Source organism: Thermogemmatispora carboxidivorans, assembly GCF_000702505.1.
GTDB classification, from domain to species: Bacteria; Chloroflexota; Ktedonobacteria; order Ktedonobacterales; family Ktedonobacteraceae; genus Thermogemmatispora; species Thermogemmatispora carboxidivorans.
In genome coordinates this window covers 2,563,878-2,583,464 of record NZ_JNIM01000001.1, presented here as the reverse complement: position 1 = coordinate 2,583,464, position 19,587 = coordinate 2,563,878, and the positions used below count along the sequence as shown (strand labels likewise).

At 63.6% G+C, this 19,587-nt stretch carries 19 protein-coding genes and 1 pseudogene; 7 read left to right on the top strand and 13 right to left on the bottom strand.

The features are described 5' to 3' along the window. Window positions 1–109: 109 nt before the first annotated feature. Window positions 110–970: a 3-hydroxyacyl-CoA dehydrogenase family protein gene (locus tag N688_RS10025; protein ID WP_238321076.1), complete on the bottom strand. Its 861-nt coding sequence runs from the start codon at window positions 968–970 to the stop codon at window positions 110–112. A 313-nt stretch (window positions 971–1,283) separates the two neighbouring features. On the opposite strand from N688_RS10025, the gene N688_RS10020 reads away from it, so the two are divergent. From N688_RS10020 to N688_RS10000, 5 genes are all read left to right on the top strand, one after another. Continuing rightward, complete coding sequence (locus N688_RS10020; protein ID WP_052889150.1) at window positions 1,284–2,639, top strand: flavin-containing monooxygenase; 1,356 nt, start codon at window positions 1,284–1,286, stop codon at window positions 2,637–2,639. 33 nt (window positions 2,640–2,672) lie between these two features. After that, complete coding sequence (locus N688_RS10015) at window positions 2,673–3,491, top strand: SDR family NAD(P)-dependent oxidoreductase (protein WP_052889149.1); 819 nt, start codon at window positions 2,673–2,675, stop codon at window positions 3,489–3,491. After that, window positions 3,491–4,084 carry a TetR/AcrR family transcriptional regulator gene (locus tag N688_RS10010; RefSeq protein WP_052889148.1) on the top strand — a complete coding sequence of 198 codons (594 nt, stop codon included), beginning with the start codon at window positions 3,491–3,493 and terminating at the stop codon, window positions 4,082–4,084. Before N688_RS10015 ends, N688_RS10010 begins: the two co-directional genes overlap by 1 nt. Before the next feature lie 112 nt (window positions 4,085–4,196). After that, window positions 4,197–4,982 carry an alpha/beta fold hydrolase gene (locus N688_RS10005; RefSeq protein ID WP_052889147.1) on the top strand — a complete coding sequence of 262 codons (786 nt, stop codon included), beginning with the start codon at window positions 4,197–4,199 and terminating at the stop codon, window positions 4,980–4,982. A gap of 104 nt (window positions 4,983–5,086) precedes the next feature. Then, window positions 5,087–6,463, top strand: coding sequence for a cytochrome P450 (locus N688_RS10000; RefSeq protein WP_081838702.1), 1,377 nt, complete (start codon window positions 5,087–5,089; stop codon window positions 6,461–6,463). Between the two features lie 250 nt (window positions 6,464–6,713). Here the strand turns inward: N688_RS10000 and N688_RS09995 are convergent, their stop codons facing one another. The 9 genes from N688_RS09995 to N688_RS22760 form a co-directional block, all read right to left on the bottom strand. Beyond that, window positions 6,714–7,610: an alpha/beta fold hydrolase gene (locus N688_RS09995; protein WP_052889146.1), complete on the bottom strand. Its 897-nt coding sequence runs from the start codon at window positions 7,608–7,610 to the stop codon at window positions 6,714–6,716. Further along, the gene (locus tag N688_RS09990) at window positions 7,579–8,280 is read right to left on the bottom strand and encodes an HIT family protein (RefSeq protein ID WP_052889145.1); all 702 of its coding nucleotides are present in this window, start codon (window positions 8,278–8,280) and stop codon (window positions 7,579–7,581) included. Before N688_RS09990 ends, N688_RS09995 begins: the two co-directional genes overlap by 32 nt. Before the next feature lie 107 nt (window positions 8,281–8,387). Then, window positions 8,388–8,864, bottom strand: a complete 477-nt coding sequence (locus N688_RS09985) for a flavin reductase family protein (protein ID WP_052889144.1) — start codon at window positions 8,862–8,864, stop codon at window positions 8,388–8,390. A 64-nt stretch (window positions 8,865–8,928) separates the two neighbouring features. Further along, window positions 8,929–9,429: a YbaK/EbsC family protein gene (locus N688_RS09980; protein ID WP_052889143.1), complete on the bottom strand. Its 501-nt coding sequence runs from the start codon at window positions 9,427–9,429 to the stop codon at window positions 8,929–8,931. 76 nt (window positions 9,430–9,505) lie between these two features. Next, entirely contained in the window at window positions 9,506–10,792 is a 1,287-nt protein-coding gene (locus N688_RS09975) for an adenylosuccinate synthase (RefSeq protein ID WP_052889142.1), read from the bottom strand. Between the two features lie 425 nt (window positions 10,793–11,217). Further along, the gene (locus tag N688_RS22765; RefSeq protein WP_156025367.1) at window positions 11,218–12,561 is read right to left on the bottom strand and encodes a zinc-ribbon domain-containing protein; all 1,344 of its coding nucleotides are present in this window, start codon (window positions 12,559–12,561) and stop codon (window positions 11,218–11,220) included. A gap of 168 nt (window positions 12,562–12,729) precedes the next feature. Then, window positions 12,730–13,323, bottom strand: a complete 594-nt coding sequence (locus tag N688_RS09960; RefSeq protein ID WP_081838701.1) for a M67 family metallopeptidase — start codon at window positions 13,321–13,323, stop codon at window positions 12,730–12,732. Between the two features lie 105 nt (window positions 13,324–13,428). Beyond that, window positions 13,429–14,118, bottom strand: coding sequence for an HAD family hydrolase (locus tag N688_RS09955; RefSeq protein WP_052889138.1), 690 nt, complete (start codon window positions 14,116–14,118; stop codon window positions 13,429–13,431). Window positions 14,119–14,333: 215 nt separating this feature from the next. After that, window positions 14,334–14,498, bottom strand: coding sequence for a hypothetical protein (locus N688_RS22760; protein WP_156025366.1), 165 nt, complete (start codon window positions 14,496–14,498; stop codon window positions 14,334–14,336). A gap of 41 nt (window positions 14,499–14,539) precedes the next feature. Here N688_RS22760 and N688_RS09950 point away from each other — a divergent pair, with 41 nt between their 5' ends. Then, a complete protein-coding gene (locus N688_RS09950) occupies window positions 14,540–15,823 on the top strand; it encodes an ATP-grasp domain-containing protein (protein WP_052889137.1) in 1,284 nt (427 codons plus the stop codon). A 194-nt stretch (window positions 15,824–16,017) separates the two neighbouring features. Here the strand turns inward: N688_RS09950 and N688_RS09945 are convergent. Both N688_RS09945 and N688_RS09940 read right to left on the bottom strand, forming a co-directional pair. Further along, window positions 16,018–17,433: pseudogene (locus tag N688_RS09945) on the bottom strand (CUAEP/CCAEP-tail radical SAM (seleno)protein); the annotation flags it as partial. Beyond that, window positions 17,430–17,756: an oxidative damage protection protein gene (locus N688_RS09940; protein ID WP_052889136.1), complete on the bottom strand. Its 327-nt coding sequence runs from the start codon at window positions 17,754–17,756 to the stop codon at window positions 17,430–17,432. The gene N688_RS09940 and the pseudogene N688_RS09945, both read right to left, overlap by 4 nt. Before the next feature lie 64 nt (window positions 17,757–17,820). On the opposite strand from N688_RS09940, the gene N688_RS09935 reads away from it, so the two are divergent. Then, window positions 17,821–18,867 (top strand): methionyl-tRNA formyltransferase, encoded by a 1,047-nt coding sequence (locus tag N688_RS09935; protein ID WP_162179530.1) that lies wholly within the window; start codon window positions 17,821–17,823, stop codon window positions 18,865–18,867. A 22-nt stretch (window positions 18,868–18,889) separates the two neighbouring features. Here the strand turns inward: N688_RS09935 and N688_RS09930 are convergent, their stop codons facing one another. Then, window positions 18,890–19,306 carry a response regulator gene (locus tag N688_RS09930; RefSeq protein WP_052889134.1) on the bottom strand — a complete coding sequence of 139 codons (417 nt, stop codon included), beginning with the start codon at window positions 19,304–19,306 and terminating at the stop codon, window positions 18,890–18,892. Window positions 19,307–19,587 lie beyond the last annotated feature (281 nt).

Here is a 19,587-nt window from a genome sequence, read left to right as displayed (position 1 = left end):
GCTGGCCGCGCTGAGCGGCCCCCTGCGCCGCGCCTGGGCACAGAAGGGCACGAGCAAGAGAAAGACGCAGCCAGAAAGCAGGAAGCAAAGCAGCGCGCCAGGAGCAGGATCAGGAATACTCATAGAAGCCCCGACCACTCTTACGGCCTAGCATCCCCGCCGCCACCATACGACGCAGCAGAGGCGGCGGCGCATAGAGCGGCTCCTTATACTCCTCATAGATCGCCTCCGCCGCCCACAAGGTCGTATCAAGGCCCACATAATCCAACAGCGTAAATGGCCCCATCGGATAGCCACACCCCAACTTCATCGCCGTATCGATATCATCGCGCGAAGCCATCCCATTCTCCAGCATCCGGATGGCCGAGAGCAAATAAGGAATGAGCAAGAAATTCACAATGAAGCCGGCGGTATCCCTGGCCAGAACCGGCGTCTTGCCTAGCGACTCCGCAAAGCGACGCACCGTCTCAATCGTCTCCTCCGAGGCAGTAATCGGCCTGACAATCTCCACCAGCTTCATCACCGGAGCCGGATTAAAAAAGTGTAACCCACAGACCTGCTGTGGACGCCGCGTCACCGCCGCCATCTGCGTCACACTCAGCGAAGAGGTATTCGACACAATCAGCGCCTCCGGCTTGAGCAAGCGATCCAAGGCCGTAAAGAGACGCAGCTTCTCCTCCATACGCTCAACAACTGCCTCAATCACCACATCGCAAGCAGCTAGCTCCTCCAATGCAAGCGTCCCGCGCAAACGCCCACGATACTCCTCAGCCTGCTCACGGGAAACCCTGCCCTTACTCACCAGCATCTCCCAGGCCTCGCCAATACGCCCAAGCCCCTTCTGCAACAACTCCTCATTGACCTCACGCACCACGACCTCATAGCCGGCCTGCACACACGTCTGGGCAATACCACTGCCCATCAGGCCGCAACCAACGACACCAACGCTGCGAATCGTCGTCATCGCCATGAACACTTTCCTCCTTTCACACAAGACAATAGGAAACGAGCAACCGGCCAACAAAATCCTCCCGAGGCCGGCAGCGTGCCCACTCGGCACCACCTCACCTACTATAGCATTGAGGCCCGGTCCCGAGACAAGGCCCGCCCCTTCTTGACTTTTGGTCAAATTTGAACTATATTCAATAGTGGGCAGGGCACTGACGGGCCGAGCAAGCAACTACCGTGTCCCGATCAGCCTGAAGGGCGGCCCGACGCTCGGCCCGGGCCGGTCAAGGGGTTGACCGGCGCAGCAAGCCGTCACCACCAAAGGAGGAACACGCATGGCATCGCGCTACTGCATCATCGGCGCTGGCTACTCAGGTTTGGGCATCGCCCGCGCCTTCCAGGAGGCCGGCGTAGCCTTCGACATCATCGAGAAGAACGACGACGTCGGTGGCAACTGGCTCAACGGCGTCTACGACGCAACGCACATCATCTCCTCGCGCAACAGCACCGGCTACGAAGAGTACCCCATGCCGGCCAGCTATCCTGACTTCCCCAGCCGGCAGCAAGTGCTCGACTACCTGCGATCCTACGCCGACCACTACGGACTCCGGCGCTTCATTCAATTTGGACGTCGCGTTGAACGCATCGAGCCGCTCGACCCCCGCGGCCTCAGCGGCTGGCGTGTCACCCTGGACGATGGGCGCAGCCTGGAGTATCGCGGTGTCATCGTCGCCAATGGCCACCACTGGGACCGGCGCATCCCCCACTATCCAGGGAGCTACAGCGGCAAGACCCTACACTCCAAGGACTACAAAAATGCCGACGACTTCGCAGGGGAGCGCGTCCTCGTCGTTGGGGCCGGCAACTCCGGCTGTGACATCGCCGTCGAAGCAGCCCTCAGCAAGCGCATCAAAGAGGTCGCCATCTCCATGCGCCGTGGCTACTACTTCCTGCCCAAGACCATTGCCGGCATCCCCGTGGCCGAAATGGAAATGCCCTGGATGCCGCTCTGGCTCCAGAAACGCATCATCAAAGCCGCCCTGGCGCTCATTGTCGGTCCCAACTCACGCTACGGCCTCCCCAAGCCGGATCACGACCTCTTCGACCGCCACCCGATCGTCAACTCCCAGCTCCTCTACTTTATCCGCCACGGCCTGATCCAGCCCAAGCCCGACATTGCCCGTCTGGACGGCAAGCAGGTTCACTTTGTCGATGGCAGCAGCCAGGAGTTCGACACCATCGTCTGGGCCACCGGCTTCAACGTCTCCTTCCCCTTCCTTGACCACAAACTCTTCACCTGGGAGCACGGCTATCCCCGCCTGGTAGCGCACCTGATGGCTCCCGACCTGGCCAATCTCTACATCTTCGGCCTGCTGCAGCCTCGCGGAGGAGCTGGTCCTCTCATCAGCCGTGGGGCCCGCCTGCTGGTCGAGCTCATCCACTGCCAGGAGCGGCTGGATACACCCCTTGTCAACCTCATAGCCCGCTGGGAACCGCCTTCGGCCCACTACCTGGTCGGCGTCCAGGAAACCATGCGCTCCATCGAGCGCCTGCGTCGTCGGCTCCAGCGCCTGGCTCCGCGCGGTGGCCGGCCTGGGAACCTCAGCCGCGACCAGAGCCAGCCGCAGCCCACAGCTGAGACCACGCCTGGCTACGCCGTGCCCGCCGCCGGCCATGCCAGTCAGTCCTGACCACCAGGCAAGCAGCACGGAGGGAGGAATACCATGCAAAGCCACCAGCGTGGCCCATTAACTGGCAAGCGGGTAGTGGTCACCGGTGCCGCTGGGGCCATCGGCAGTGCCACCGCTGCTGAGCTACGCCGGCGAGGAGCACGTGTCATCGGCCTGGACCGGCGCGGCGGCGAAGACATCATCCAGGCTGACGTCACCAGCAGCGAGGCTGTAGAGCGCGCTGTCGCCCAGGCTCTCAACGAGCTAGGAGGGCTGGATATCCTCATCAACCTCGCGGGCATTGGCCTCCCCCAGGACGCTGGCGCCCCGCCGAGCGAGGATGTCGCCCTCACCCTCGAGGTCAATCTGCTTGGCCCCTGGACGGTGACCGCCTACGCCTTACCGGCCCTCTTGACCTCGCACGGGCGCGTCATCAACGTTGCCTCCGGCCTGGCTTTCGCCACGGTCCCCTTTGCCTCGGCCTACGCCGCCAGCAAACGCGCCCTGGCGGCCTGGTCGGACGCCCTGCGCATGGAATATGGCCGTCAGATTGGCGTCACCACCATCTACCCGGGCTACGTTCGCACGCCCATCCACGCCCCCTCTGAGGCCGCCGGCCTCTCCCTGGCCGATCTGGTACGCGAGGAGCCACTCGAGGCCGTCGTGCGAACCATCGTGCGCTGTTGCAGTGGCCGCGTACGCCGCGACGTCGCCACCACGCGCCTGGGCGCCCTGGAGATTGGCCTGGCACGCCACCTGCCCGCCCTCGTCGATCTGGTGATTCTGCTCCGCCTGCGCCGCCTGGCCCGCGCCCACCGCTACGACCGCTCGCCGCTGGCCCGGAGCATGATCAAGCGCTGGGGGATGACCTGATGCTTCATAAGCACAAACGCAAAACACGCCGCGAGCGACTCATTGAGGTCGGCCTGGATCTCTTTAGCAGGCACTCCTACGACGAGGTGGTCATCGACGACATTGCCGCCTCCGCCAATATCTCTAAGGGCCTGCTCTACTACTACTTCCCGACCAAGCACGACTTCTATCTGGCCGTGCTCCGCCACAGCACCAGCCAGCTGCTGGAGCTGACCGAGCCAGATGATTCACTGGAGCCGCTGGAACGCCTGCGCGTCGGCCTGCTGGCCTACTTTACGTTCGCAGAGATGCATGCTCGCACCTACGTCGCCCTGCTGCGCGGCGGCGTCGGCGTCGATCCCGAGGTCGCGGCCATTCTCAACCACGTGCGCCAAACCTACGTCGAGCGCGTTTTGCAGGGCTTACCGGAGAGCGAACGCCACCTGCCCGCGCTGCGCCTGACCATCACCGGCTGGGTCGGCTTCGTTGAGGCCCTCAGCCTGGTCTGGCTGGAGGAACGGCAGCTGAGCAAGGAGCAGCTCGCCGAGCTGGCTATTCGCACCCTGCTGGCAACTATCAATAGCTTGCATGAGCTGGGCAGCTCTTCGCGCTAATGGGTGGCCAGGGCCAGGCGCGAGGGCTGCTGGCCGCCGCTTACTCGCATCCAGGCACTCGCGCGACTCTTTTCGCTTGCCTGTAGCAAACCACAGAGGAGGGAAATGGGCAATGGCCGCCTTTCAGACACGCAGCCAGGTCGTCACTGTCGATGGCATCCCGGTGCGCTATGAGTACGCCGGCGACGGCGAGCCAGTGGTCTTCGTCCACGGCCTCTCTGGCTCCACCAAATGGTGGGCCAGAAACATCCCTGCCATCGCCCAGCACTATCGCGTCTACCTGGTCGACCTGCCCGGCTTCGGCGCCATGCGGCGCTTTCGCCGCCAGTTTCATCTGTTGCGCGCTCCCCAGTGGCTTGACCGCCTCTGCCAGACCCTCGGTCTGGAAACCTTCTCTCTGGTCGGCCACTCGATGGGAGGCTACGTCTCTCTGGCTCTGGCCGCCCAACGCCCCGAACAGGTCAAGCGCCTGGCGCTGGTGGCCTCCATCGGCATCCCTTTTGAGCGCTCGGTGGCGCAGCTCCTCTGGCCCACGGCTCTGGCTCTGGCGCGCACCACACCCGCCTTCTGGCCAACCTTACTCTACGACGGGGTCCGGGCCGGTACCTTGATGATCCTGCGCGCCGCCCACCAGATCGTGGCACTGGATGCCCGTCCGCTCCTACCAACGCTGCGCACTCCAACTCTGCTCATCTGGGGCGCCCAGGATGACCTGGTCCCGCTCGCCTTCGGTCGCCAGCTCCACGCCGCCATTCCACAGGCGCGCCTTTACGTGATCGAGCGCGCCAATCACATTTGTATGTACGATCAGCCGCAGCTCTTCAATCAGGCCCTCCTGGCCTTTCTTCAGAACCAGGAGGTCGGCGAGCTGGCTCCTGCGCCCGCCACCAGGCACTAGCCCTGCCTGGTCAACCTGAGCCTGAGTCGTCACGCTGTCTGTCTGTCTGTCTGTCTGTCTGTCTGTCTGTCTGTCTGTCTCTGGAAAAGGGGGAATCGCTCTCTATGGTACAAGCGCACGCGCCTGAAACACTGCGAAGACACCGCCAGCCCGCCAGCCCAAATGTGCGGGAAATTCTGGCCCTCCTCTCACGGCGCAACCTGCCGATGACCTTTCTGCGCCTCGCCCGCAAGTATGGCGATGTTGTCCACGTCAAGGGAGGGCCGCTAGAAATCTTTTTACTGAGCCACCCGGAAGATATTCGCGAGGTGCTGGTCGTCCAACACGCCAGTTTCCATAAAGGGCAAGGAGTGCGGATGACCAGCCGCATGCTCGGTCAGGGACTGCTGACCAGCGAGGGCGACTTCCACAAACGACAGCGCAAGCTGATCCAGCCCGCCTTCCACCGCCAGCGCATCGCCTCCTACGCTACTACTATGGTTGAGGAGGCTACACGTCTGGCTCGCTCCTGGCAGGATGGCGCGGTCGTCGATATGGCCGACGAGATGATGCGCCTGACCCTGGTCATCGCCGGCAAGACCCTCTTCAATGTCGATGTCGAGCGCGAGGCCAGTACCGTCAGTCAGGCGATGGCGGTCGCGATGGAGGCTTTCATTAAGATCGGTCTCTCTCCCTGGGCCGAACAGCTCGAGCTGCTGCCTCTGCCGATCCGTCGCCGCTTCTACCGCGCCCGCGATGAGATGGACCGCGTCATCTACCGCATTATCGAGGAGCACCGCCGCAGCGGACGCGACCAGGGCGACTTGCTCTCCTGGCTGCTGGAGGCCCACGATGAGGAGGGTGCCATGAGCGACGAGCAGCTGCGCGATGAGATGACAACGCTGCTGCTGGCTGGCCACGAGACAACAGCTAACGCTCTGGCCTGGACCTGGTACCTGCTGGCCCAACATCCCGAGGTGGCCGCCCGCCTGCGCCAGGAGGTGACCCAGGTTCTCGGCGACCGCCTGCCTACCGCCGACGACTTCCCACGCCTCACCTACGCCGAGTGGGTGCTGGCCGAGTCCATGCGCCTTTACCCTCCTGCCTGGGGGATCGACCGCACGGCCATCCGCAACTGCGACATCCGCGGTTTGACCATCCCCACCGGGGCCCGCGTCATCATGAGTCAGTACGTCGTCCATCGCGACCCGCGCTTCTACCCGGAACCGGAGCGCTTCTTGCCGGAGCGCTGGACCCCCGAGGCCCGCGCCGCTCGCCCGAAGTTCTCCTACTTCCCCTTTGGCGGCGGCCCTCGCCTCTGCGTTGGGGAGCCGTTCGCCTGGATGGAGGGCGTGCTGGTGCTGGCCACCCTGGTTCGCTCCTGGGAGGCTGAATTGCTACCAGGACAGCGCATCGAACCCGAGGCCGCGGTGACGCTCCGCCCACGCTACGGCATCCGCATGCGCCTGCACCAGCACCAGCAGAGCACGGTGACGGTCTGAGCTGTACCGCGCTGAGATTCGCCAGGAAGGCGGAGATGGATGAAGGCCCACAAGCAGGCTGGACTCTCTCTTTCTTTCCCCTTCTCCGTCCTCCATCCGCTTGTCCTGGCTTGTCTTGGCTCTCCTGACCTTGCCCCACTATCTCCACACACCCCACCCTGCAGCCCGCCCAGGCGCTGCCAGGGTGGGGCCCCCACCCCGCAAGACCCCCCCAGACCCCAGACCCCAGACCCGACGCCCTCGCTCGCCCCTAGCGATCGGACTGGACTACCTGGCCCCCAGCCAGAAAGGCTCGGATGGCCTGCGCCGGCCCAGGGTCGACGCCGAAGATGATGGTATAGTGGTTGAGCGCCGGAAACTCGATCAGCTGCGCCTCTGGCATATGTGCCACCAGCTCACGAGCCGCCTCCTGGGAAAGCAGCTGGTCATCTGCGGTAAACATACCAGCCCCCGCCCGCAGAACCAGGGTCGGGGCCTGCACCCGCTCCCACTGCTCAGCCGGACGCGCCTCCTCCAGCCGCTGCCCCTCCTCTAGCACGCTTCCACGATAGACGCGCGAGCACACGCTCCCGTCTGCCAGCCGCTCAACGTCGTGCTCCAGATAACGATCGAGATAGGCATTCCACCAGGGACCCAGAAAGGGCAGCCCCTGCAGACGCCGGCGATATTCCTCGAAGGACGCTACTGGCGTCCCCAGACGCGCGATCGAGGCTCTCAGCCAGGCGGGCTGCTCCTCGGGAGTACGCCAGGGCAAGGGCGCCCCTGCATCCACAAGGATGAGCCTGCTAACACGCTCTGGACGCCAGGCCGCATAGAAGAGGGCAATGAGGGCCCCCAGGGAATGCCCCAGCAACGCCACTCGCTCCAGACCCAGGACCGTCAGCAACCGGTCCAGGTCAGTCGCATGGATCGGCACACTGTAGCCCTGAGCCGGGCGCTCACTCCTGCCTCGCCCGCGCAGGTCATAGGCGAGAACACGATAGTCCGTGGCCAGGGCATCAGCCAATGCCTGGAAACAGAAGGCATTGGCCGTCAACCCGTGCAGACAGACCACTGGCGGGCCTGCCTCTCCCCACTGCACAACGTGAAGGCGTAGCTCTCCCGCAGCAACGAGTTCATCCCGAACGGGTTCGATCAGGGTGGGCATGCCTCTTCTCCTCGCGACAGAATTGCTCCCACTTGCGCGCGGTGGCCGCTGGCCACCTGGCCCCTTCCCGCAGGCGCACCTCCTTGCGCTGCCAGCCCTGCTGCTGCTGCTCAGGGCTGAGGCTCTTCCAGAGTACCTCGTAGAGAACCTCCCGGTAGCAGCGCGGATCTGGCGGAAAGAGCAGGGCCTGCTGGCTGTCTTCAAGATAGAAGTAATGGCCCCGCTGACGGTACCAGCGGCGGATCTCCTCTTGCTCTCGCGCCGGGATGGCCATCTTCGCAACCTGCTCAAGACGAGGCCCATAGCTGGCAACGCCAAAGGGAATGCAGTGCAGGTGGGCGTGAAAGACGGTCTGACCAAAGACCCCATGCTCCCAAAAGAGCAACGGGGCGTAGAAGCAAGCGGCAAAATGGCTGACCAGACGCTTGAGCGCCTGCAGCTCTTCATCAAGGCCTGCCGGCACGGCACCGTAGCAGGCATAATGTTCTTTTGGAATGATGAGCAGATGCCCCTCAACCAGCGGAGCGCGATCGGCGACGAGCAGGAAGGCCGACGTCTCATAGAGAACCGTGGTCAGGGCTGCACGATCACAAAAGACACAGGCAAGGTCGGGCCGGCCCCCGTTGAACGCGGGAACATGGAACTGCTGGTCCGCATCCTGTGACGACATCACGGAGCTCCTCCTCTTTCGAGTCACGGGCAAGCCCCTGGCAAGCAGAGCGGGAGGGAAACCTCCCGCTGACACCGGCCCAGGCTGCTCACGGCAGGACCGGAACCTCAGCCGGCATGGCGAAAACCGGTCTCGGCCATCGTCAGGGGCACCCCTTCCCGCTGGAGACCGGCCTCCACGACTTCAGCCACCAGTACCGTCGAATCTCCGGCAGGCACAGTGTGCCGTACCTCACAGGCAAGCCATCCCAGGGCCTCCTCCAGGATTGGGCTGCCCCCTGGTCCTGGATGGTAGGCCACTCCCTCTAGCTTGCGCGGATCGCGTAGGGCCGATTTGCCAAGCTTGCCCGCCAGCTCGCGCGCCCCAGACGGCAGCACGTTGACGACAAAGGTTCGACTGCGCAGGATCATCGGCAGCGAACGCGAGTCGTTCTCTACCGAGACGGCGACCAGCGGCGGCTCAAAGGAGACTTGTGTCAGCCAGTTGGCCGTGAAGGCGTTGACTTCTCCTCCATCGGCACAGGACACGGCATACAGGCCGTAGGTAAATAAGCGCAACACCTGTTTTTTGGCTGCCTGATCCATAAGGCCAGCGCGCTCCTCCTCTTCTTCTGGGTTCCTTGCTTCCTGGCGTCCTGCCTCTACTCTATCACGACTTCTGCTTGATGGTCACCACTCGTCCCCCTGTCATCGCCTGCAGCTCGGCAGGCGTCAGCGCAAAGAGCGCCGAGGGCGTACCGGCAGCTGCCCAGATGCGTTCATAGCGCAGCAGGTCCTCATCGATAAAGGTCTCTAGCGGCTCCTTATGCCCCACGGGCGGCACCCCACCAATGGCGAAGCCCGTCCGCTCTTTGACAAAGTCAGCATCGGCTCGCTCGATCGGCTCGCCAACGAACTCCCCCAGACGCCCCTCATCAACACGGTTAGCACCGCTGGCTTCCACCAGGATTGGACGCCCACTCTCCCGACCACGGAAGACCAGCGACTTGACAATCTGCCCCAGAGCACAGCCCACAGCCCGCGCTGCTTCGCTGGCCGTGCGCGTCGAAGTCGGCAGCTCGATGACTTCACAGCGGAACCCACCCGCGGTGAGCACCTCCTGCACACGACGCGCCGCCGGACTCAGATGTGCAAACTGCTCAGTAGACATCGCCCCTCCGTCTGTCCTTCTTTCGTTCCTTGCCCGCCGACAGGGCAGAAGCAACACAAGAACTCTTCCCTCTCACTCAGGCCAGCACATCCTGCAGCTGGATCGTGCGCCCGCGCTGGGGGCTGACCGAGATCATCGCAATCGGCGTCTCCAGCAGCTCCTCTAGACGCTTCAGGTAATGCCTGGCTGCGCGCGGAAGGTCGTCGTAGTCGCTGATACCGCTGGTACTGCACTGCCAGCCCTCAACTTCCTCGTAGACTGGCTCACAGGCTGCCAGATCATTCAGATTGGCCGGCAGACTGTGGATCGTCTTGCCATAGAGGCGATAGGCCGTGCAGATTTTGATCGTGGGAAAGGTATCCAGCACATCAAGCTTGGTGATGACCATCGCATCCAGGCCGTTGAGCTGAGCAACGAAGCGTCCAGCCACCGCATCGAACCAGCCGCAGCGCCGCGGTCGACCGGTGTTGGTCCCATACTCGTGACCACGACGCCGCATCTCTTCTCCTGCATCGTCGAAAAGCTCCGTGGGCATCGGCCCGCTGCCTACGCGCGTGATATAGGCCTTGTAGACTCCCACCACACGATCGATCGAACGCGGGGGCAACCCCGCCCCACTGGCCGCGTTGGCCGCCAGCGTCGAGGAGGCCGTCACAAAGGGATAGGTGCCAAAGTCGATGTCCAGCAGTGCCCCCTGGGCCCCTTCCAGCAGGATGGTCTTGCGCTCGAACAGCGCTTCGTGAAGCATGGCCTGGATGTCGGCAATATAGGGACGCAACCGCTGACCATAACGGAAGTACTCGCCGTGGATCTCCTCCAGTGAGAGCGGCGGCTGACCGTAGATTTGGGTGATCATGCGGTTCTTCTGCTGCAGGATCGTGGCCAGCTTGCTCCGAAAGGTGTCTACATCCAGCAGGTCGGCCATGCGGATGCCGCTGCGGGCATGCTTGTCGACATAGGCCGGAGAGATCCCTCGCTGGGTACTGCCAATCTTCTCTTCACCGCGCGCCTCCTCCTCCAGCCGATCTAGCAGGAAGTGATAGGGCATCACCACATGGGCGCGCTCACTGATGTAGAGGCGCGAGATATCAACTCCCTGCCGCTCTAGCTCTTCCATCTCCTCTAGCAGGCCGCGAGGATCAACAACGACGCCATTCCCGATAATGCAGGAGGCCTGCGGGTAGAGAATCCCCGAGGGAATGAGACGGAAGACAAACTCCCCCTTCTCATGGACAACACGGTGACCCGCGTTGCTCCCCCCCTGGTAGCGAACAACGAAGTGCGCCCGCGCCGCCAGCTCATCGACGATTTTCCCTTTCCCCTCATCCCCCCACTGGGCGCCAATAACTGCAACTACCGCCATAGCGCTGCTCTTCCTCTTCTTCTGCTTCCTGATTGCTCTCGTAAGCTCTCCTGTATCCAGGATACCACCCCAACCCATCTTTCTCAACATCGCAGGTCGCCCGGAGTCGCCCGGAGCGCCCCCCGAACCAACCCTGCGCTGTTCCCTGTCTGCCTCTTCACCTCCCCTCCCACCTCACCCACCCCCAGCCCACCCGCTGCAGTCAGCGACAAGCCCCTGACGATGCGCACCAGGCTCATCGCGACATGGGGCTGCCCTGTCCCCAACAGGCATGCTGCCCTTTCCTCCCGTCAGCAAGCCTCCGCTTCGGCAGAGACAAGATCGCTCTCCTGCCCTGTCCGTCCCCCCCCCTCCAAGCCGGCCCACTCAGCCAGCTCCACCACCTCAGCCGGCTGAGTGGCTCCTCTCGCCTGTCTGCCCCTCGCTTAGACAAACTGGAAGGTGGCCAACATGGTCGCAAAATACTGCGTGTTCATCTGATCAAACTGATCCCGCGGCGCCTGAATCTCGATCAGGTAGGCCTTGCCTTGATAGACGGTGGCATAGACCTGAATGTGATCCTGGCTCTGGCTCTGCGGCTGATAGTCAGCGGAAGCTGTACGCCAGGTCGTCCCTCCGATCGTCGTGGTGGTCGTCGTGCTGACGTTGGCTGCTTGTGGCAGCTGCGAAATCTCGCTGGCCACCAACTGATCCGACGTCTGATTGGTAGACCCCGGCACTTTGAAGGAGGCTGTGATTTCGCTACTGGTTGGACTGATGAAACGAATACCTGTCCCGTCAGGTGTGGAGCTTTGGCTCCAACCGAGGGGGTACTGGGTGGTAAAGCCCTCGTTGGTGCATTGATCACACCAGGCGAAACCAGGATTGGGTGGGGGCGTCGGTGACACCGCCGGTGAGGGCGTTGGGGTCGGACTGGGCGTCGGACTGGGCGTCGGCGTTGGGCTAGGCGTCGGACTGGGTGTCGGACTCACCTCCGTTGTGACCGTCGCCGTCGGCACCGCTCCCGTCTGGGACCCCCCCCGCATCCAGACAAAGGCAGCGAGTAAGATGAAGAGGAAAAGCACGACCACTGCCCCCACAGCCGTGACGACGACCCAGGTGTTCCGCTGATTCGGCCCCGGGCCACCACCTGGCTGCGGACGCGGCGGGAATCCCCCTCCATAGGTCTGTCCCGGCATGACCGTCCCCGGGTAGGTACCGGGGGGAGCAAAGCCTGTCTGCCCTGGCTGATACGTCGGCATGGCCGGCGGATAGGATGCACCTGTCCCTGGGTAGGACTGCTGCATCCCTGTGCCATATGGCCCTCCCGCCGGCGCCTGGTAACCTGCCTGGTAACCGGGGGCCGCCGGAAATTCCGCCTGCGGCGGCTGACCAGGCTGCCCATATCCAGCCCCCGCCGCCGGCATGGCCTCGGTCGCATCTTGATAGAACTCTGTTCGCTGGCCCGGCGCCGGCGTCCTCGGCCCTCCACCGAGCGCACTGCTGGACATCGGTTCGGTCGCCCAGGGCGAAGGCGGGCCCGGCGTCGCGCTGCCCGCGCCTGATCCTCCTCCAGTCCCCGCCGGATAGTGCCCGGGCGGTGGTGAGACCCCCCGGCTGTAGCCCTGTAAGAGTCCGCTCCTCGACCCCGGTGGGGGCGGCGTTCCCGTCATCTGCGTCGGCTGCGCCGGCGACCCCGGGGATGCGAGCGCCGCACCACACTGCCCACAAAATGCCTCATCTGGCCCCACCTGGCTGCCGCACTGCGGACAGACACTGTATTGAGACATTGAGTCCGTAATCCTCCTGGGTAACGCTGTTAGTGCTGCCTGTTTGCTTATGAGCCAGCCTCTCGCGATTTCTCCCTGAGTGTAGCAGATCTGCCAGGAATTTGCCAGATACTTCCCCTTTTGAGTGAGTGTATGGCCTCCCTCCCCTCTCCTCCTGCCTGGCGCCTGCTACTCCGCTCGCACCGACTGCCCAGCCTCAGCAGACTGAGGGCCTGGCTCTAGCACCGCGACGACCTGCTGCAGTCCCTCGCTGGGATCGTGGTAATAGGCCAACAGCTGCTCTGCGAGCCAACGGGCACAGGTTTCCTCGGCTGCTCGCTCACCAGCGCTTGCCTCCACCACAGGCAGGTCGGCTGTGAATGGCCCGCAGACAATGAGCCAGACCCAGGGGATCTGCTGCTCCTCGTTGACACGCCGCATGGTCGCTCGGTCAGTGCGACTGGCTCCATGCAGCCCTCCCGGATGGCTATGGTAGACACCGATGATCTGTCCCGGATAGGCAAGCTCTAGCTGCAGGACATCCTCCGGCGCAAATTCGAAAAAGACGGGCGACTCGGCAATATTGGGGAGGGGATGTACAGCGACCACATGCCAGTTTCCCTCAGCATCGATCTCCCCTCGGAGCAACCCACAGGCCTCGATCTCTCTCCTTCCCCAGACGTCTCTCAGCAGCGCGCGCTGCACTGCACGGGGAAGGACAACGCTGCCTCCCTCCCTCTTCCTTGCTCCAGGCTGTCCTTTTCCCCTCGCTTCCTGCGGCATCTCTTTCCTCCTCCGTAACTGCTGACTGTCTTGTTCCCTCCCGCTTGCAGATGATAAAGCACTGCGCCGGGGCTGACAAGCCTCTGCTCACGAGTGCGACGCTCGTTAGTGGGGCCAGCCCTCTAGCAGGAAGTCCGTGGCCTTGTAATAGCGGAGCTGGCCAATGGCCTCAACGCTTCTGTCTGCCTGGTAATGTCCCGGCTGCCGCAGCCCCTCCTCCGCATGCCTTCCCTGCCGCACGAAGATCGTGGTCAGCCGCTCCCCTACCTGGGCCTTGCAAGCGGCTAGCAGGTCCAGCCGATCGTCGACGGCGACATAGTGCTCGCCCGGGTAGCGCCTCATGGTCTCTTCAAGATGCCGCTCCTTGTGGTCATAGATGAGGACACGTCCCCCCACCGCTTCGGCCAGATGGCTGTTGACGATCTTTTCGGCCTGGAAGAGATGGTCACCATCAGAGACAATGACGGTGAGACCAAGCTGGCTCAGGTGCGCGAGCGTCTCCTGGACCTCGGGATAGAGAGCTGTTGCAAATGGGTACTGCGCGAAAAGGTCACAGGCTTGCTGGAAGATCGCTTCCGGCAACTCCTGCAGTGACGTCTCGGCCCGCAGCCGCCTCAGTGCCTCGGGAATGTCGACGATGCTTCGCTCATGGCGCACCGCTTCGTAAAGACTCCAGAAACGTTCCGTCAAGGCATCTCCGAGCATGGCCCGCAGTTCGCCCTCAAGCTCGGCTTTGACATGGTCATTGTCGAGCAGGGTATTGTCGACATCGATCCAGAAGACGAGCGTGAACATGCTTTCCTCCTTGCCTGGCTTGTCGCTCTTGCGTGAGACCTGGCCCCGTACCGACGGCGCTCCGGCTCCCTCCTGCCTGGCTGCTCCTCCCTCGAACACCCGGAAGACAGGAGTAGTACGCCCGAACTGGCCTCCTGGTTACAGAGAGACGGTGCAGCTGCCCGCCCCCGCTCCTCTCAGCCAGCTGCCCCCTGTCGCTCGCTGGACCAATTGGGCTATAATGCCAGAGGAGCACCGCGGATCTGATCGCCCTGCTCTGGGTGATGGCGCTCCGCCGTGCCAAACTCACCCTGGCCGCTGGCAGCAGACCGCCCAGTCAGGTCTGTTGGCAACACGTTCGAGGCGATCGGGAGCGAACTGGCTGTCTCTGCTGATAACACGAGCTGCCTGCTCTGTCTGTGATAAAGAGATGACGTCTGCCATGAATACTCAGCCATTGCATCGAGAGGAGCCTCAACGTATCCTCCTCTTGATGACACCTGCGACCTATCGGGGAGGCGCGTTCATGAGCGCCGCTCGTCGTTTAGGGCTGGAGGTGGTCATTGGACTGGATACGCCGCCGGGCCTGACCACCAGCCAGTCGCCGGTGAGTCTGCCCCTCGACTTCAAAGCGCCAGAGGAGGCCGTGCAACGCATCGTCTCCTTCGCTCGGGCCCGCCCGCTGCAGGCTGTGCTCTCGGTGGATGATAGCGCCGTTGAGCTGGCCTCTCTGGCCTGTGCAGCCCTTGGCCTGCCCTGCAACTCGCCCGCTGCCGCCGAGGCGGCGCGTGATAAGTATCTGATGCGCCAGCGCATGGCCGCTGGGGGCGTTCCTTGCCCGGTCTTTCGCCACTTTCCACTGACCGCCGATCCGGCGGCTGTGGCGCGCACCGTCAGCTATCCTTGCGTACTCAAACCCCTGCGTCTCTCGGGCAGCCGTGGGGTGATTCGTGCCAATACTCCCGAGGAGTTCGTCAGGGCCTTCTACCGCCTCAAGCGCATCGTCCTCGCCGAGGGCTTCGATGAGGCAACCACAGGATTCCTGGTTGAGGACTTTATTCCGGGCTTCGAGGTGGCCCTGGAAGGACTGCTGACGGCTGGACACCTGCAGGTGCTGGCTTTGTTCGACAAGCCCGATCCGCTCGATGGGCCATTTTTCGAAGAGACGATCTATGTCACTCCCTCGCGCCTGCCCGCCGCTGTCCAGGAGGCCATCCGCGCCTGCGTCGAACGGGCGGCGGCCTCAATTGGTCTGCGCGAGGGCCCAGCCCATGCCGAGCTGCGCATCAATGACCAGGGACCGTGGATGCTGGAGATCGCCGGGCGCTCAATTGGCGGACTGTGCTCGACGATCCTGGAGTTCGGTGCGGGCATGTGCCTGGAGGAGCTGATCCTACGGCACGCCCTGGGAAGAAGACTGCCCACGCTGGAGCGCCGTCCGGAGGCCGCCGGGGTCATGATGATCCCTATTCCTCGGGCCGGCCTCCTCAAGGGCGTCCAGGGCATCGAGGAGGCCAAACAGGTCCCGCTCATCACGGGGGTTGAGATCACTGCACCCCTGAACAACCCGCTGGTCCCGCTGCCGGAAGGCGCCAGCTACCTGGGGTTCATCTTCGCCCGGGGAGAAGCGCCTGCCGCAGTAGAAGAGGCCCTGCGGGCGGCCCATCGCTGCCTGCGCTTCGATATCCGCCGCGAGCTACCCGTGCTCAATACCGTCCTGACTTGAGGCCGCCTGCAGCACCGGCAGCTTCTGCCTGCGCCCCCTCGACCCGATCGAGACAGATGGTGAGCCGAGGGGGCGCGGCGCGCTTCGTCTGCTGGACCTGATATTGCTCAGTGCCCTACGCTGCAGCAACCGCTAGAAGCCACCGCTGTGCTCTCTTCCTGACGAGAGGACCCACAACAGGAGCCGAGACCGAACTGGTCCCGGGTCGGCTCTGCACAGCAAAACCAGCTTTCGGTCAGGCGCGGCGGTCGCCTGGGTACCCCATAGCGCTGCTGCGCTGCCTCTTGGTCGAAGGAACGCCCACAGGCGGCCAGGGCCGCTGCTTTGATGCGGAAAAAGGTCTCCACGGGATTGCTCTCCTGCTGCGCCGCCTCCTCGGCGAGAGCAGCCACCCGCTCGTACAGGCGGTCCATGCGTGGATCAGGATGGTGCCAGCGGTAGCTATAGGCAGCCTCATCCAGCTCTCCGAGCCAGGCAGGATGGCCCTCGCTTTCCAACAGTGCGGAGCCGGGGGGAATGAGCAGCCGGATGGAGAAATGCACCGGGTCCACCTGCTCTACCAGATGGCGCTCCTCAAAGAAGTCGAGCAGCGCGACATAGCTCTCCAGGGTCTCCCAGGGTGAGAACGGCAGCAGCGACGGGCGCAGGGTCAGCCCTACTTCCTCCAACAGTTCAAAGGCCGCCACCGCATCCGCGGCACTGTGCCCTTTGCGCAGATGGCTCAGCACCTCATCGTTGAGCGACTCTACGGCAGAAACAACGAAGAGACAGCCGAGATCGCGCAGCTCCGGCAACAGGTGACGATGCTTGAGTAAGTGCTCGATCTTGATGGTGGCGTCGAAGGTCACCGTCGGGAACTCGCGGTGCAGTGCCCGCGCGATGCGCAGTGCATGGGTCGGGCCATTGAAGAAATCTGGATCACCAAAGGTGATGTGCTCTGCCCCCTGCTCCACTTGGGCCCGAATATCGGCTAAGACCACCTCCTGGGGTACGGCAAAGAAACGCCCTCGGTAGACCGGGGTGATGGGGCAATGCAGGCAGGTATGCTTGCAGCCGCGCGTCGTCTCACTATAGCCGGCCAGACGGTACTGGCCGTTCCACTCTAGCCGGGCATAGCGCTGCAGTGCCGGCAGACCATGTCTTTGCGGCACGACAAAAACCGGACGCTGGAGCCAGGCTCCCGCAGGCCGCTTGCGTGTGCCTACCCCTGGTACCTCTGGCTGCTCCTCCCCCCGCTCCAAAGCCCTCACCAGCGCCAGCAGAGGCTCCTCATATTCACCTCCTAGCACCGCGTCGGCAACCTCGCGCAGGAGGTAGTCCGCGTTCAGGAGCGCATAGAGGCCGTAGAAGCAGAGATAAGCCTGGGGCTGAACGGCCCGAATGCGGCGCGCCAGCGCTTCCCCCAGGCGTAGGGCAGTGTGCATGGGCACAGAGATCGCCACCAGACGAGCAGCCCGGATCTCTTCTTCGCCGAGCGGCTCGACCGCACTATCGATCACTCGGGGGTGATAGCCAGCCTCGCGCAAACGGGCCTGCAGGGAGGCCAGAGCCAGGGGCTGGTGGCCCAGCTCATAGCAGGAGAGCAAGAGAATAGCACCAGGAGCTTTCATTTCTTGCGCGCCGGCCCGCCGCCTTTTCGCCCTGGCCCTACGCCAACCCCGGCATCCTCGGGCACCCAGCCCTCTGGCTTCTGCTCTTCCTGGCCGCCAAAGAAGAATTCTTCCATCTGCTCGCGCAGGAACTTGCGAGCCTCGGGATCAGCTAGGTTGAGACCGTAGTGATTGATCAGCAGCGTGCGCTGGGTCTCCCACATACGCCAGGCTTGCTCGGAGACCTGTTCATAGATCCGCTGGCCCAGCTCGCCCGGCATCGGCGGCTTCTCTAACCCGGGGAGCTGACGACCCAGCTTGACACAGTTGACCATTCGTGGCATGGTAGATACCCCACGCTTTCCCTGAAAATGCTGTCTGGCTACATGGTATCCAATGCTGAGAACAATGTCAAATACGCCTGATTCTGCTGCCCCTCTCCCAGGGGGACCGCGCGTGCTCTTCTTTGGCATGGAGGGGGTCTTTTCGGCCCTGCCACTCCAGGCCCTGCTCCAGGCTGGCATTCCTGTCTGCGCGTTGGTGGTGCCCGCTCCGCCGCTCCCCCCCGCGCACCCGACCCAGAGCCAGCGTCAGCCGGCCCCACCCCGTCCCCCTTTGCGCCCGCTGCTGGCCCCGACCCTCCAACGCGGCGCCCGCCCCTTGCTACCCGTTGTCAACAGCTCCCTGACGGCTTCTCCGGTGACCCTGGCCCTCGGGGCTGGCCTCCCCGTGTGGGAGGTCGCTCGTCTGCAAGCCGAGGAGACTCGGTCCACCCTGGCCTCATACCAGCCCGATTTGCTCTGCATTGCCTGTTTCCCGCGCCGCCTGCCCGCCTCTCTCCTGACACTGCCCCGCCTGGGTGCTGTCAATCTTCATCCGTCTCTACTGCCAGCCCTGCGCGGACCAGAACCATTGTTCTGGGTCTTTCGCGAGGGACTGAGGGAAACAGGGGTCAGCGTGCACCTGGTCGAGGAACGCCTGGACGCCGGGCCGATCGTGGCTCAGGAACGGATCAGTGTGCCCGACGGGATCACCTATGCGGAGTTAGAACGTCGCTGTGCCGAACACGGCGCCCGGCTCCTGGTGCAGGCTGTGCAGGCCCTCGCACGAGGAGCGGTTGCGCCTCTGCCCCAGGACGAGCAGCGCAGTAGCTATCGGCCTGCCCCATCCCCGGAGGATCTGCACGTGCCAGCCTGGCACTGGCAGGCTCGCCACGTCTATAACTTTATTCGAGGAGTAACTTCCTGGGCGGGCCCACTCCTGGTCTCGGGTCCCCAGGAGGTGCTACTCGTGAGCGATGCGCTGCAGTGGTGGGACCCCCAGGAAGGGCGCCCTTTCCTCCCTCCGCCCGCTCCACTGCCAGCAACCGAGCGCTTGCTTCGCTGCAATAGCGGCCTTGTTCACCTGCGCCTCGCTGTCAACGAGGCCGGGGGGACCAGGCCAGACCAGGGCTGAGGAGGAGACCGACACAGTGTCCTTAGCGCGAGGCAGGGTCTCCCCCAAGCAGCCGCTCAATCGCTTCCAGCAGCTCATCCAGCTCTAAGGGTTTGCTCAGTCCCACGATCTGGCGCTGGCGAATCTCCTGCTCTGGCAGACGGGCACTGACCAGAATGGTCGGGATCGCGGCCAGATCCTCCATCGTCTGCAGCTGGTCGAACAGTTCAATGCCGTTCATCCCCGGCAACTGATAATCGAGAATCAGCAGTCCGGGCCTGATCGAGCGCACCGCCTTGAGCGCCTGAAAGGCATCGTGGACCAGCAGCACGCGGTGCGGAGTCTCTTGGGAAATCGCCTGGACCAGGAAGGCACCGATGCCATCGTCATCTTCCACAATCAGTATGGTTTTTGCCCCGGCTCTCTCCTCCGGCTGCTGCTCCTCATGCTTGTGTGACATAGGCTCATCTCACAATCACTGCATGGCGCAAGAGCCTACGGCTGCGCGGATCGCCTGCCACTCCCTGGGGGGCCGACGCTGGAGTGGTGCCATCTCTGCTGGCTCTTCTCGCCCGGAATGGTGCGCCCTATTTCGGTAGCGACCGAAATTTCCGAACGCTTTACGATTATATCACGCTCAGACAATCCTTCTAGAGCCACTTCCTCTGGCAGAGATCACTGCGCAAGCCAGCCCGGCCCTCCTCCGGCTGCGACTCCACCCTCCTGGTCGCCTGGTACCGT